We start from the raw sequence: 13,436 nt of genomic DNA on the forward strand, positions 1-13,436 counted from the left end.
GGCGGGCACCCGGCCGGCGCGCACGTCGCCCGTGATCCGCGCCGCCGCCGTCCGCGGTGCCGCTCCGCCGCGGCCGGCCGACGCCAGCCGTTCGACGAACGCGACGAGCGCGTCGATGTCCGTGTCCTCGGACACCCGGACGTCCAGCATCTCGCCTCACACCTCCGCCGTACCTGTGTCGTCGCCCCGGGGACGACGTTCACGGTGTGTATCGCCGTGGACGGCCCGGTGTTCCGCCTCCGCCGCGACTTTCCGGCCGGGACCGGTCGGCCACCGTCACGAGGAGCGACGGAGCCGGGTCCCTTTCGGGGCACACGGCGGGTGCGGGTTCATCCACTCGGACGTCCCCGGTTCCCCGCGACAGGCTACCTGCTGGGGCGCCACGCTGGGCCGATCTCGTCGACACCGTGCCACGCCGCCCCCTCCAGCACCCTCCGCCGTCCACAGTGGGTTGCCGAGTTCGTCCGGGCACTGCTCCATCGGAGTGAAATGCCCGAGTCAGCAGCAGCGGGCGGACGGGACGCGGTCCTGACGGTCGGTCCGCTCCCGCCAGAACTCGCGCTCGCCCAGCACCGGGGCATCCGGATGGTGGGCCGCCCGATGGGCGAGGTACCGCTCGTAGTCGCGCTCCCCGGCGAGCTCGCGCAGGAACGTCCAGAACGCCCGGACCCGGCTCATCCGGAGCTCCCGGCCCGCGCGAGCTCGCGCTCCTCGCGGGTGGCGACGAGTCCGGCCGGCGCCTGGATCCGGGACTCGACGTACGGGTCCTCGGAGCCGCCGGGCAGCGGGCGTCCGCGCAGCGCGGCGACCCACACCCGGACCGAGTCGGCCAGCACGATCACGATGAGCACCGCGAACAGCGCGGTGAGCACGGTGTCGACGGTCGTGTTCACGACGACCTTCTGCATCGCCTCGACGGTCGTGGCGGTGCCCAGGCTGGTCTTCCCGGCGTCGAGCGCGGCCTGGTACTGGTCGCGCTGGGCCCAGAACCCGAGCTTGGGGTTGTCGGAGAAGATCTTCTGGTAGCTCGCGGTCAGCGTGACGACGGCGTCGAACACCAGCGGCACGAGCGTGATCGGTGCGTAGCGGGCCCGGCCGGTGCGGATCAGCAGCGTCGTGCAGACGGCCAGCGCGACCGCCGCGAGCAGCTGGTTCGCGATGCCGAAGAGCGGGAAGAGCTGGTAGATCCCGCCCAGCGGGTCGTTGACGCCGGCGTAGAGCAGGTAGCCCCAGGCCCCGACGATGACCGCGCTGCAGATCCAGGCACCCGGGCGCCAGCCCATGTCGCGGAAGCGCGGCCAGACGTTGCCGACCGTGTCCTGCAGGATGAAGCGCCCGACGCGGGTGCCGGCGTCCACCGTGGTGAGGATGAACAGCGCCTCGAACATGATCGCGAAGTGGTACCAGAAGGCCCGCATCGCGTCGCCGCCGAAGACCTGGGAGAACACCGTCGACAGTCCGACGGCCAGCGTCGGCGCCCCGCCGGAGCGCCCGACCAGGGTCTGCTCCTCCACGGCCTGCGCGGCCGCGGTCAGGTCGGCGGGGGAGATCGTGAACCCGATCTGCTGCACCGCGGCGGAGGCGGACTCGACCGTCGGCCCGAGCACCGTCGCGGGCATGTTCATCGCGAAGTAGAGGCCGGGGTCGAGGATGCAGGCCGCGGCCAGCGCCATGATCGCGACGAAGGACTCGGTGAGCATCGCGCCGTAGCCGATGACCCGGATCTGGGACTCCTTCTGGATCAGCTTCGGCGTCGTGCCCGAGGCGACCAGGGCGTGGAACCCGGACAGCGCACCGCAGGCGATGGTGATGAAGACGAACGGGAACAGCGAGCCCGCCGCGACCGGGCCCTGCCCGTCGGAGGCGAACCGGGTCAGCGCGTCCATCTGCAGCGACGGCCAGGCCAGCAGGATCGAGGCCGCGAGCAGCACGACCACGCCGACCTTCATGAACGACGACAGGTAGTCGCGCGGCGCGAGCAGCATCCAGACCGGCAGCACCGAGGCGGCGAAGCCGTAGACCACCAGCGCGAGGGTCAGCTGGTTCGCGGTCAGGTGGAAGACCTCGCCCCAGGACGAGTTCTGCACCCAGCCGCCGCCGACGATGGCCAGCAGCATCAGCGCGACGCCGACCACCGAGACCTCGATGATCTTCCCCGGTCGCAGGTAGCGCAGGTAGAAGCCCATGAACAGGGCGATCGGGATCGTCATCGCGAGCGAGAACGTGCCCCACGGCGAGTCGGCCAGGGCCTGCACGACGACCAGCGCCAGCACCGCCAGCAGGATCACCATGATCGCGAGAACGGCGACGATGGCCGCCGTACCGCCGACCGGCCCGATCTCCTCGCGGGCCATCTGGCCGAGGCTGCGCCCACTGCGACGGGTGGAGAAGAACAGCGTGACCATGTCCTGGACCGCGCCCGCGAACACGACGCCGACGATGATCCAGATCGTGCCGGGCAGGTAGCCCATCTGCGCCGCGAGCACCGGACCGACCAGCGGGCCCGCACCGGCGATGGCCGCGAAGTGGTGGCCGAACAGCACCCGGCGGTCGGTGGGCTGGAAGTCCTGCCCGTCGTCGAGGCGCTCGGCCGGGGTGGCACGGGTGTCGTCCACGCGCAGCGCGCGGTGGGCGATGAAGCGGGAGTAGAAGCGGTAGGCGATCGCGTAGGAGGCGACCGCGGCGAACACCAGCCAGGCCGCGGAGATCTCCTCGCCGCGGGTGAACGCGACGATCGACCAGGCGATCGCCCCCACCACCGCCACCGCGACCCAGATCGCGATCTGCTTCGGGTCGCGACGACGGGCCGTGCCCGTCCCCCCGGCCCCTGGCTCTCCCGGTCGCTCCGTCGTGACCATGCCGCCCCCTGCTCGTGCACCGTGCGTGACCGACGCCGTCGTGGAGTCGACCCGGTCGGGCACGTTACGTCGAGCAACGTTCGCTGTCACCGGTCGTGGGACCGCCGTTACCGAGTCTCGACCCGGGGTCCCGTCCGCGGGGGCGGTGGACGGGGCGACTCCGGTGTGGTCGGCACGCAGCACGGAGCCCCCGCACACCGGGCGGTGTGCGAGGGCTCCGTGGGTCCCGCGCGGCCGGGGCCGCGGTGGGTCAGGCGCCGAGGCGCTGCTTCAGGGCCTCGAACTCGTCGCGGATCGAGGTCGGGAGGTTGTCCTCGCCGATCGTGGCGAACCACTCCTCGATCAGCGGGATCTCGGCCTTCCACTCCTCGACGTCGACGGCCAGCGAGGCCTCGACGTCGGAGCGCTCGGCGTCGACGCCGTCGAGGTCGAGCTGGTCGGCGGTCGGCACGAACCCGATGGGGGTGTCGACGGCGGCGGCCTTGCCCTCCAGGCGCTCGATGCACCACTTCAGGACGCGGCTGTTCTCACCGAAACCGGGCCACAGGAAGCGGCCGTCCTCGCCGCGGCGGAACCAGTTGACGTAGAAGATCTTCGGCAGCTTGTCCGCGTCCGCGCCCTTGCCGGTGGCGACCCAGTGGGCGAAGTAGTCGCCGACGTTGTAACCGAGGAACGGCAGCATCGCCATCGGGTCGCGGCGGACCTCACCGACGGTGCCGGCCGCGGCCGCGGTCTTCTCCGAGGACATGGTCGCGCCCATGAAGGTGCCGTGCTGCCAGCTGCGGGCCTCGGTGACCAGCGGGACGGTGGTCTTGCGACGGCCGCCGAACAGGATCGCCGAGATCGGCACGCCGTTGGGGTCGTTCCACTCCGGGGCGACGACCGGGCACTGGTCGATCGGCACGGTGTAGCGGGAGTTGGGGTGTGCGGCCTTGACGCCCGAGTCGGGCGTCCAGTCGTTGCCCTTCCAGTCCGTCAGGTGCTGGGGGTCGCCCTCGAGGTCCTCCCACCACACGTCGCCGTCGTCGGTCAGCGCGACGTTGGTGAACAGCGCGTTCCCGGCCTCGATGGTGCGCATGGCGTTCGGGTTGGTCTTCCAGTTGGTGCCCGGCGCGACGCCGAAGAACCCGAACTCGGGGTTGGTGGCGTAGAGCCGGCCGTCCTCGCCGAACTTCATCCAGGCGATGTCGTCGCCGACGGTCTCGGCGCGCCAGCCGGGCACGGTCGGCTGCAGCATCGCGAGGTTGGTCTTGCCGCAGGCGCTCGGGAAGGCGGCGGCGACGTAGTAGGCCTTCTCCTCCGGGCTGATCAGCTTGAGGATCAGCATGTGCTCGGCGAGCCAGCCCTCGTCGTGCGCCATGGCCGAGGCGATGCGCAGCGCGTAGCACTTCTTGCCCAGCAGGGCGTTGCCGCCGTAGCCGGAGCCGTAGCTCCAGATCTCCCGGGTCTCCGGGAAGTGGCTGATGTACTTGTCCTCGTTGTGCGGCCACGGGACGTCCGCCTGACCCTCGGCCAGGGGGGCACCGATCGAGTGCAGGGCCTTGACCCAGCGGTCACCGGCCTCGTCGAGCAGCGGCAGGATGTGCGCGCCCATCCGGGTCATGATCTTCATGGAGATCACGACGTACTCGGAGTCGGTGATCTCGACGCCCAGCTTCGGGTCCTCGGCGTCGGTCGGGCCCATGCAGAACGGGACCACGTAGAGGGTCCGGCCCTTCATGCTGCCGCGGTACAGCTCGGTCATCGTCCGCTTCATCTCGGCGGGCGCGACCCAGTTGTTGGTCGGCCCGGCACCGCGCTCGGTCTCGGTACAGATGAAGGTCCGCTCCTCGACGCGGGCGACGTCGCCGGCGTCGGACGCGGCGTAGAAGGAGTTCGGCTTCTTCTCCGGGTCGAGCCGCACGATGGTGCCCTGCTCGACCAGCTGGTCGGTGAGCCGGGTCCACTCCTCGTCCGAACCGTCGCACCACACGACGCGGTCCGGGGCGGTCAGCTCGGCGATCTCCTGGACCCAGGCCGCGACGCCCTGGTTGGTGGTCGGTGCCTTGTCGGTGCCCGGAACGGTCGCTGCAGTCATGTCGTCCTGTTCTCCTCGCCGGCCCCGGCCCGTCACCGGGGGAACTACGACGGGCCCGCGACCGGAGTCGGTGACGGGCCCAGACGGGAAAAGGTGGATTCCGAGGCTACCTGCGAAATAGTGCGCCACCCATGGGTGGAGTTGAGAGGTCAGGCACAGCACCGATCATGTAAATCGATCCAGTAGCCGACGGACGACGGCGATGTCCGCCCAGGTGACAGGCATGTCACACGAACGCAACCTGTTCCCGGTGACCGATTCGGGGACGATCCGTGACATCGGCAGGCACATTCCGGGAGAAGCGCCGTGGAAATTCACCCGCAGGCCGGAAGCGACCGTTTCAACGCATTCTCGGAACCCACTTAGGGTTTTCAGAAACGGAAGCGGTCAGCGCACCGCGGCGACGGCGCGCGCGAGCTCCGGAACCATGATCGGGAGACGGTGCGCGGTCACCTGCCAGTAGCGCGTGCCGGGGTCGCCGGCCCGCCAGGCGTCGGCGAGCCGGACGACGGCGTCCGGGTCGATCCGCCGGCGCGGCCGGGGCCGCATCCCGCAGCGCTCACGGACGCCGGCGTCGAGCGCGCGCCAGGCGTCCTCGGCGGTGGTGTGGACCGAGACCTCCGGGCGGCCCGGGACGACGTCGTGGTCCTCGGCGCCGGGACTCCCGGCGCCGTCCACGGAATCACCGGGGTGCTCCCCGAGCACCAGGGTGTAGGCGCTGACCACCTCGTACGGCACGGCTGTCTCCCGTGTGGAGTCGGCACCGGCGACCGGCACCGGTCGCCGCGGACGAGCCGTAGTGAACCAGCCGGGGCACACCGGATCCGCCGAACGAGCGTCCGACGAGGCCGCGCGTCGCCGGAACCACCCGTCCGGGCGGCCGGACGGTCACCCGTGACCGTCACGGGTGGTCACCCGGCGCTCACACCCCGCGACAAGCGGTCAGCGGCGGGCGACCGCGTGTCCGGCGTCGGAGTCCACCGCGGAGGCACCGGCCGCCAGGACGTCCCGGTGCGCGCGGCGCAGGCCGAGCCCGGCCGTCACCAGCACCACCGCGACGGCGACCGCCGCCACCCCGGACGCGACATCCACCCCGTGCACGAACGCCTCCCGCGCGGAGGCCAGCAGGGCCGCCGCGGTGTCGGCGGGCATCGTCGTCGCGACGTCCGCAGCCCCGCCGAGGGTCTCTCCGGCCGAGGACGGCGTCCCGTAGGGGCGCACGACACCCGCCCGGTACACCGCGGACAGCACCCCGCCGACCAGCGCGGTGCCGAGCACCGCACCGACCTCGTAGGCGGTCTCGGAGACCGCGGCCGCGGCGCCGGCCTTCTCCGGCGGGGCGGCGGCGAGGATCGCGTCGTTGGTGACGGTCTCGGACAGCCCGATCCCCGCGCCGATCAGCACCGCGGCCGTCATCAGCAGCACGACGGCCGAGTCCACCTGCAGGAACAGGCAGACCACGTAGCCGGTCAGGACGAGCGCGAGCCCGGTCGCGACGAGCTGGTGCAGCGCGAACCGGCGGGCCAGCCGCGCGGCGGCGAGCCCGGCCACGACCGTCACCACGAAGCCCGGCAGCAGGAGAAGGCCCGCCTGCAGCGGCGAGTACCCGACGACCAGCTGGAGGTACTGGGCGGAGAAGAACAGCAGCCCGGTGAGCCCGAACATGGTGGTGGCGTTGGCCAGCGCGCTGTGCCGGAGCACGGGGCGGGCGAACAGCTCCAGGTCGATCAGCGGGTCCAGGCCGCGCCGCACGCGTCGCCGGTAGTGGGTGACGAACGCGGCCCCGGAGCCGACACCCACCAGCACCGACGCGACGACGGCGGGGGTCACCCCGCCCGCGGACCCGGCCAGCTTGAGGGCCAGGACCAGCGGTCCCATCGTCAGCAGCGACAGCACCACGCCGACCAGGTCGAGCCGGCCCGGCTCGGTCTCCCGCGACTCGGGCACCACCAGCGGCGCGACGACGAGCAGCAGCGCCATCGGCGGCACGCTCATCACGAAGATCGAGCCCCACCAGAAGTGCTCGAGCAGCAGCCCGCCGACGATCGGGCCGAGCGCCGCGCCCGCGGCGAACCCGGTCGCCCAGATCGCCAGCGCGAGTCTGCGGTGGGTCCGGTCGAGGAACACCGACCGCAGCAGCGCCAGCGTGGAGGGCATCAGCATCGCGCCGAACACGCCGAGCAGGGCGCGCGCCGCGACGAGCTGGGCGGCCGAGGTGGCGAACGCGGCGAGCAGCGAGACTGCACCGAAGCCGGCGACACCGATCATCAGCAACCTGCGGCGGCCGACCCGGTCGCCGAGGGTGCCCATGGTGACCAGCAGCCCGGCGAGCACCAGCGGGTAGACGTCGACGACCCACAGCAGCGTCGCCGCGTCCGGGCGGAGCGCGGCCGAGAGCTCCGGCAGCGCCACGCCGAGCACCGTGTTGTCGATCGATACCAGCAGCGTGGGGATGGCGAGCACCGCGAGCGCGAGCCAGGCGCGCGGCCCGGGCCGCGGCGCCACGTCCGGCCCGCCCGTGTCCATCGCCGCGCCCCCTGCGCCGACCTCCGGCCGTGCCATCGCCGTTCTCCCTCGTGCTCGTCGTCCCGTGGTGCCCGGATCCGGACGCAGCTTTACCGTCCGGACGGTACATCTTTATACCGTCCAGACGGTACAGTCCATTCCCGGCCGGGACTGTGAGGCGGGGCACGGGCACTAGGCTTCGCCCATGGCGTCCCACTCCGAACGACGGAACGCGGGGACACGGGGACCGGGCTCGGCCCGCGACCGGGTCCTCGACGCGTACGAGACGCTGCTGATCGAGCAGGGGCCCGGTGGCGCCACCCTCGACGCGGTGGCGGCGGCGGCCGAGGTGTCCAAGGGCGGGCTGCTCTACCACTTCAACTCCAAGGAGTCGCTGGTCGGCGGCCTGCTGGAGCGGCTGCGCGAACGCAGCGCCCGGGACGCCGAACTCATGCGCTCGGACACGGCGGGCACCGTGGCCTACTACCTGCGCACCTCGATGCCGGGCAACACCTCGCCGGTCGGGCTGACCCGTACCTACCTCGCCACCCTGCGCATCGCCGACGGCACCACCTCCGGGGAGGCCGCACGGAGCGCGCTGGCCGACGTCGACGCCGACGGGCTCGCCGCGCTCGGCGAGGAGATCCACGACCCGGTCGTGGCCTGGCTGGTGCAGCTCGTCGGGGACGGCCTCTACCTGCGCACCCTGACCGGCGCACCGCTCACCGGCGGGGTGTCGACCGACGAGCTGCTCGACACACTGCGGGAGCTGCTCGCCGCCCGTTCCTGAAACGGATGAACACATCGCGCGCAGAGCGCGTCGAACCGGTCGCGCGGGGTAGTCTCCAACCCTGCACACGCACGGGGAGGGGCCCACTGTGGAGGGAACCGGCGGCTATCTCGCACTGGTCGTGGTCGGAGTGGCGATCACGGTCGTCGTGGGCCAGATCCTGCTGCGCACCGGACAGCCGTTCCTGGAGGACGTCTTCCAGAACACGGAGACGTCGCACTCCATCAACCGGCTGCTGGTGGTGCTGTTCCACCTGCTGACCCTCGGCGTCCTCGGCATGATCTCGGTGATCGACATCGAGAGCATCACCGGCGTGCAGCAGATCGTGTTCAAGATCGGAGCCGTGCTGCTGATCGTCGGGATCGCCTATGGCGTCTCGATGCTCGTGCTGCTGCGCATCCGCGAGCGGCGCCGCCAGCAGAAGGTGTCCGCGGACATCGACCGCTCCATCGCCGAGCAGCGCCGCGGCGTCGGCCGGTTCCGGCGCGGCGCGAACACCGACAGCGAGGGCCGCACCCCCGCCGACCAGCCGGAGGACTGACCCCGGGGCTCAACCGGGGCCTCCGGGCAGGCCGGTCACCGCGTCGGCGAGACCGTCGCCGTCGAGGTCGGTCCAGAACTCCGGACCCCGTCCCGTGTCGACGACGAGCGTCTCCGCCACGCCGTCGCCGTCGGCGTCGCGGGCGGCGGGCCCGGACACCGGGACCGACCCCACGACGCCGGAGCGGGCCCGCGGCACCCGCACCCACCAGGGGACGGGCAGCGCCGCGGCGACCACCGCACCCGCCAGGGCCGTGCTCCCGGCCGGTACCGGCGGCTCAGCACGCACGGGACGCCTCCGGCAGCCCGCGGTCGGCGTCGGAAATCCGGCGCAGCAGCTCGTGGTCCGCGGCGAGCAGCACCGCGTCGCGCACCCGCCGGGCCAGCGCACGGTCCCGGGCGGAGCGGACCACCCGCACCCGGGCCGCGACGAGCGCACCCACCAGCAGGACGAGCCCCGCGAGGGCGGGCAGCACCCCGGGACCCCCGGCCGGGAGCACCCGGGCGCCGGCCGCGAGGACCGACGCCACCCACACCGCCGATCCGGACAGGACCGACACCGACCACGCCCCGCGTTCCCGGCCCGGTGCGACGGCGAGCACCCGGCCCGCCGCGGCGACGAGAGCCCCGCAACACGACGGTGACGGAACGTGAGTGACATGCGTCACGTGCGCGCCCTGATGCCGCAGTGCGGCTGCGGCCGCACGGCGGCGCAGGACCGGTCCGCTGCGGCGCGCCCAGGCGTCGTCGAAGGTGCGGGCGGGGCCGTCGAGCGCGGCCGTCCACCACCGGACGTCGCCGGCCCGCCCCGCGCGCCGGGCCGCGTCCGCCGTCAGGCCGTCGACCTGCACCGACAACGTCGCCAGAAGATCGGCGCGGGCCTGGTCGAGCGCGGTGCGCAGCGGCGGTCCGATGCTGCCCGACAGCGGTTCCCGGTCCATGCCGGACAGTCTCGGAGGGACCGCTCCCGGGTGGATCCGTAGGACTGCGCAGCGGACCCGGGTGATCGTCGTCCCTTCTCATGGGCAAGGCTGAACCGCAGCGTGGACACGGACGAATCAACCGACCGGGGCAACCCCACGGGCTCCAGGGACGTCCACTGATCGGGCAATACCGAAGACGCCCGACACCAGAACCGCAACCGGACCGTGATCGCGTCGTTGGACGAGTAAGCGGACCTGTATGGAGGAAGTGTGAGCGCCGTTACGCCCGCCCGCCCGACCGTCACGCCCGAGGCCAGCGCTCCTGCGCGCCCCGGGCGTCAGAACGGTGCCGGTGCCGGACAGTCGCCGTTCCCGGCGAGCCCTGCCCGACCCGGCGGGCGCGCTCCGCTGGCGCCGCAGCCGGAGGGACCCGAGGGCTTCCGTCGCCCGCGGCCCCGCCCGGCTCCGCGCCGTAGCGCGAACCCGGCGGTCTCGGTCATCGTGCCGACCCGCAACGAGGCCCGGAACCTCGAGATCGTGCTGCCGGCCATCGCCGCGGTGCGCCCGGCCGTGCACGAGGTCATCGTGGTCGACGGCAACTCGACCGACAACACGGTCGCCGTCGCGCGGCGCACGCTGCCCTGGGCGCGCGTCATCACCCAGACCCGCAAGGGCAAGGGCAACGCGATGGCCTGCGGCTTCACCGCCGCGACCGGTGACGTCATCGTCATGTTCGACGCCGACGGCTCGGCCGACCCGAACGAGATCCCGGCCTTCGTGAACGCGCTGGTCAAGGGCGCCGACTTCGCCAAGGGCAGCCGGTTCTGCAAGGGCGGCGGCTCGGACGACATCACGCTGCTGCGCAAGTCCGGCAACGCCGGCCTGAACACCGTCGCGAACCGGCTGTTCGGCACGCGGTACTCCGACCTCTGCTACGGCTACAACGCCTTCTGGGCCGACCTGCTCCCGCAGCTCGAGCTCCCGGACCCGGCCGCGCCGCAGCCCGAGGACGGCTCGATGCTCTGGGGCGACGGTTTCGAGATCGAGACCGTGCTCAACTGCCGCGTCGCGGCCGCCGACCTGACGATCACCGAGGTGCCGTCGGTCGAGCGCGAGCGCATGTTCGGCGAGACCAACCTGCGGACCTTCGCCGACGGCACGCGCGTGCTGCGTACCCTGATGGCCGAGCACCGTCGCATGGAGCAGCGCCGCAAGGCGTCCGGCTACGCCCGCTGACGCTGCTCCCACCGGCCGCCCCCGCCGGTCCGCAGCCCCATGAGGAGCGATTGCACGTGAGCGCCCTGCCGACCGCCACCGTGGTCGTCTGCGTCTACACCGAGAAGCGCTGGTTCGACATCAAGGCCGCCGTCGACTCGGTCCTCGACCAGGACGTGACCCCGCTGGAGACGATCGTCGTCGTCGACCACAACGAACGCCTGCGCGAGCGGGCCGAACGCGAGTTCGGGCCGCTCGGGGTGGTCGTCGTCGCGAACGACAAGAAGCAGGGCCTGTCCGGCGCCCGCAACACCGCGGTCGAGCTGGCCTCCGGTGAGGTCGTCGTCTTCCTCGACGACGACGCCGCGGCCCGCCCCGGCTGGCTGCACGCGCTCCTCGCCCCGTACGAGGACCCGGACGTCATCGGCGTCGGCGGGGTCGCGCACCCGAAGTGGCCCGACGGGCGTCCGCGGACGCTGCCCGGTGCCGCCCCCGGGGACCCGAACGCCACCGGTGAGCTCGACTGGGTCGTCGGCTGCACCTACACCGGCCAGCCCACCGAGCGGGCCGAGATGCGCAACCTCATGGGCTGCAACATGTCCCTGCGCGCCGAGGTGTTCACCCGCGTCGGCGGGTTCGCCGAGGACATGGGCCGGATCGGCAAGAACCCGCTGGGCTGCGAGGAGACCGAGCTCTGCATCCGGGCCCGGCAGGCCTACGTCGCCGACGGCCGGAACCCGCGCATCCTGTTCGAGCCGCGCGCCGCCGTCGACCACCGGGTGTCCGACGACCGCGTCTCCTGGCGCTACCTGCTGCGCCGCGGCTGGGCCGAGGGCATCTCCAAGGCCGCCGTGTCCAAGGTCGTCGGGACCGGGGACTCGCTGTCCACCGAGAGCAGCTACACGATGAAGGTGCTGCCCGCGGGCGTGATCCGTGAGGCGAAGGAGCGCAACGCCGCCTCCGCCGCCGCGATCGTCGCCTGCTTCGGCGTCACCGCCGCCGGCTACGTCCGCGGCCGGCTGCCCGGCGCGACCGCCCACGTGCGGCTGCCCGCGGGCCGGAACACCGGTGCCTGACCGGGCCACCGCCCCGGAGACCCCGCACCCGCACGACACCCGGATCCGCTCCTACGTCCACCAGCGCGTCCGGCTCTCCGAGGGCCAGCAGTCCGCCTGGGACCGGCTGTGGTCGACGTGGGGTTCCGAGGTCGACGACGTCGTGGCGGCCGGGGTCTGGGACCCGGCGGCGATGTTCGGCCGGACCGCACCGCTCGTGCTGGAGATCGGGTCCGGCATGGGCGAGACGACGGCGTCGCTCGCGACGGCCGAGCCGGGGATCGACCACGTGGCCGTCGAGGTCTTCGAGCCCGGCCTGGCCCAGCTGCTCATGCGGATCGAGCAGGGCGGCCTGACCAACCAGCGGCTGCTGCGCGGCGACGCCGTCGAGCTCCTGAGCCGGGTCGTCCCGCCCGCGTCGCTGGACGGGCTGCGCATCTTCTTCCCCGACCCGTGGCCCAAGCGGCGCCACCACAAGCGCCGGTTGATCCAGCCGGAGTTCGCCGCTCTGGCGGCGTCACGGCTGCGCCCGGGCGGGCTGCTCCACCTGGCCACCGACTGGCCGCACTACGCCGAGCAGATGCGCCGGGTGGTCTCCGCGGAGCCGTCGCTGCGCCCGGACGACCACTTCCCGCTCCGTCCGGACGGCTGGCAGGACCGTCCGTCGTGGCGTCCGGTCACCAAGTTCGAGGACCGGGCCCGGCTGGAGGGACGACCGGTTCGTGACCTGCTGTACATCGCCGACCACGCCCCCGGCACCGGTGACACACGGAGAGTGACCGACTACGGTCGGGAGCACCCCCGATCCGGATCCCCACCCGAGTGACCCCCGAAGGACGCCCGTGACGACGGTGGAGCACGGCAAGAACTCGCACCCCACCCCCGCGGCACCGAAGCGGCCGGTCGACCGACCGCCCGGCTTCCGGCCGAGCCCGACGCCCCGCCCGATGACGGGCCCGCCGCCGGGCGCCCCGTCGGGTCCGGGTCAGGGGCCCGGCCCGGTGTCCGGGGAGTCCGGCGCGGAGCGGTCCGGCCGGTCGGTGTCGATGGTCCCGCTGGTCGGTCCGGTCGAGGGCCCCGTGCAGGCCACCACCGCCGTGGCGCGGCCCGGGGTGGAGACGACGACCGTCGTCGACCGGTCGCGGGTGCGGCAGGCTCCGCCACGGGAGCAGGGCCCGTCGCGGGAACAGGGGCAGCCGCGGGAGCAGGGGCCGGGCGGGTCCGGGCCGCTGCGGGACCCGCAGGCCCCGGCCGAGCGGGCCACGGTCGCGACGCCACTGCCGGAGCGCACGACCGTCGCGACCCCGGTCCCGGGAACGGCCCAGGCCCCCGGAACCACCCCCGGCTCCGGAACCACCCCGGCCCCGGGATCGCAGCGCCCGGCCGCGGGGAGCCGCGAGCACGTCCTCAACCGGGTCGACGGCCCGGGCGCCGCGACCGCGGTCGTCCGCGTCGCGCCCCCGGCGGAGAACC

General features: G+C 73.0%; 12 protein-coding genes and 1 pseudogene. 6 read left to right on the top strand and 7 right to left on the bottom strand.

The features are described from left to right. Nucleotides 1-498 precede the first annotated feature (498 nt). The 5 genes from NH602_RS19510 to NH602_RS19530 form a co-directional block, all read right to left on the bottom strand. On the bottom strand, nt 499-678 hold the full coding sequence (locus tag NH602_RS19510) for a YbdD/YjiX family protein (RefSeq protein WP_253068558.1): 180 nt from the start codon (nt 676-678) through the stop codon (nt 499-501). Further along, nucleotides 675-2,858: a carbon starvation CstA family protein gene (locus NH602_RS19515; RefSeq protein ID WP_253068559.1), complete on the bottom strand. Its 2,184-nt coding sequence runs from the start codon at nt 2,856-2,858 to the stop codon at nt 675-677. The genes NH602_RS19510 and NH602_RS19515 overlap by 4 nt, the downstream gene beginning before the upstream one ends. 250 nt (nt 2,859-3,108) lie before the next feature. Further along, nucleotides 3,109-4,935, bottom strand: a complete 1,827-nt coding sequence (locus tag NH602_RS19520; protein WP_062398923.1) for a phosphoenolpyruvate carboxykinase (GTP) — start codon at nt 4,933-4,935, stop codon at nt 3,109-3,111. Nucleotides 4,936-5,322: 387 nt separating this feature from the next. Further along, on the bottom strand, nt 5,323-5,673 hold the full coding sequence (locus tag NH602_RS19525; protein ID WP_253068560.1) for a hypothetical protein: 351 nt from the start codon (nt 5,671-5,673) through the stop codon (nt 5,323-5,325). 204 nt (nt 5,674-5,877) lie between these two features. Next, entirely contained in the window at nt 5,878-7,497 is a 1,620-nt protein-coding gene (locus tag NH602_RS19530; protein ID WP_253068561.1) for an MFS transporter, read from the bottom strand. A 148-nt stretch (nt 7,498-7,645) separates the two neighbouring features. Between NH602_RS19530 and NH602_RS19535 the strand changes: the two genes are divergently transcribed. Next, nucleotides 7,646-8,230, top strand: coding sequence for a TetR/AcrR family transcriptional regulator (locus NH602_RS19535; protein ID WP_073576103.1), 585 nt, complete (start codon nt 7,646-7,648; stop codon nt 8,228-8,230). An 88-nt stretch (nt 8,231-8,318) separates the two neighbouring features. Beyond that, nucleotides 8,319-8,771 carry a hypothetical protein gene (locus tag NH602_RS19540; RefSeq protein ID WP_073576104.1) on the top strand — a complete coding sequence of 151 codons (453 nt, stop codon included), beginning with the start codon at nt 8,319-8,321 and terminating at the stop codon, nt 8,769-8,771. Between the two features lie 9 nt (nt 8,772-8,780). On the opposite strand, the gene NH602_RS19545 is transcribed toward NH602_RS19540, so the two are convergent. Together NH602_RS19545 and NH602_RS19550 are read right to left on the bottom strand one after the other, a co-directional pair. Further along, nucleotides 8,781-9,059 (bottom strand): DUF6802 family protein, encoded by a 279-nt coding sequence (locus NH602_RS19545; protein ID WP_073576105.1) that lies wholly within the window; start codon nt 9,057-9,059, stop codon nt 8,781-8,783. After that, entirely contained in the window at nt 9,049-9,711 is a 663-nt protein-coding gene (locus NH602_RS19550) for a hypothetical protein (RefSeq protein ID WP_253068562.1), read from the bottom strand. The genes NH602_RS19545 and NH602_RS19550 overlap by 11 nt, the downstream gene beginning before the upstream one ends. Before the next feature lie 390 nt (nt 9,712-10,101). On the opposite strand from NH602_RS19550, the gene NH602_RS19555 reads away from it, so the two are divergent. From NH602_RS19555 to NH602_RS19570, 4 genes and pseudogenes are all read left to right on the top strand, one after another. Then, nucleotides 10,102-10,929 carry a glycosyltransferase family 2 protein gene (locus tag NH602_RS19555; RefSeq protein WP_235975560.1) on the top strand — a complete coding sequence of 276 codons (828 nt, stop codon included), beginning with the start codon at nt 10,102-10,104 and terminating at the stop codon, nt 10,927-10,929. 56 nt (nt 10,930-10,985) lie between these two features. After that, nucleotides 10,986-11,984 (top strand): glycosyltransferase family 2 protein, encoded by a 999-nt coding sequence (locus NH602_RS19560; protein WP_202417942.1) that lies wholly within the window; start codon nt 10,986-10,988, stop codon nt 11,982-11,984. Continuing rightward, a complete protein-coding gene (trmB, locus tag NH602_RS19565) occupies nt 11,977-12,789 on the top strand; it encodes a tRNA (guanosine(46)-N7)-methyltransferase TrmB (RefSeq protein ID WP_253068564.1) in 813 nt (270 codons plus the stop codon). Before NH602_RS19560 ends, trmB begins: the two co-directional genes overlap by 8 nt. A gap of 16 nt (nt 12,790-12,805) precedes the next feature. After that, nucleotides 12,806-13,436 (top strand): annotated as a pseudogene (locus tag NH602_RS19570) (hypothetical protein); the annotation flags it as partial.

Source organism: Pseudonocardia sp. McavD-2-B, from assembly GCF_024124365.1.
GTDB lineage: Bacteria > Actinomycetota > Actinomycetes > Mycobacteriales > Pseudonocardiaceae > Pseudonocardia > Pseudonocardia alni.

Bases quoted from the DNA above. Each gene is read 5' to 3' on its own strand.
- NH602_RS19510 (WP_253068558.1), bottom strand. From the start codon at position 678: ATGAGCCGGGTCCGGGCGTTCTGGACGTTCCTGCGCGAGCTCGCCGGG.
- NH602_RS19515 (WP_253068559.1), bottom strand. From the start codon at position 2,858: ATGGTCACGACGGAGCGACCGGGAGAGCCAGGGGCCGGGGGGACGGGC.
- NH602_RS19520 (WP_062398923.1), bottom strand. From the start codon at position 4,935: ATGACTGCAGCGACCGTTCCGGGCACCGACAAGGCACCGACCACCAAC.
- NH602_RS19530 (WP_253068561.1), bottom strand. From the start codon at position 7,497: ATGGCACGGCCGGAGGTCGGCGCAGGGGGCGCGGCGATGGACACGGGC.
- NH602_RS19535 (WP_073576103.1), top strand. From the start codon at position 7,646: ATGGCGTCCCACTCCGAACGACGGAACGCGGGGACACGGGGACCGGGC.
- NH602_RS19550 (WP_253068562.1), bottom strand. From the start codon at position 9,711: ATGGACCGGGAACCGCTGTCGGGCAGCATCGGACCGCCGCTGCGCACC.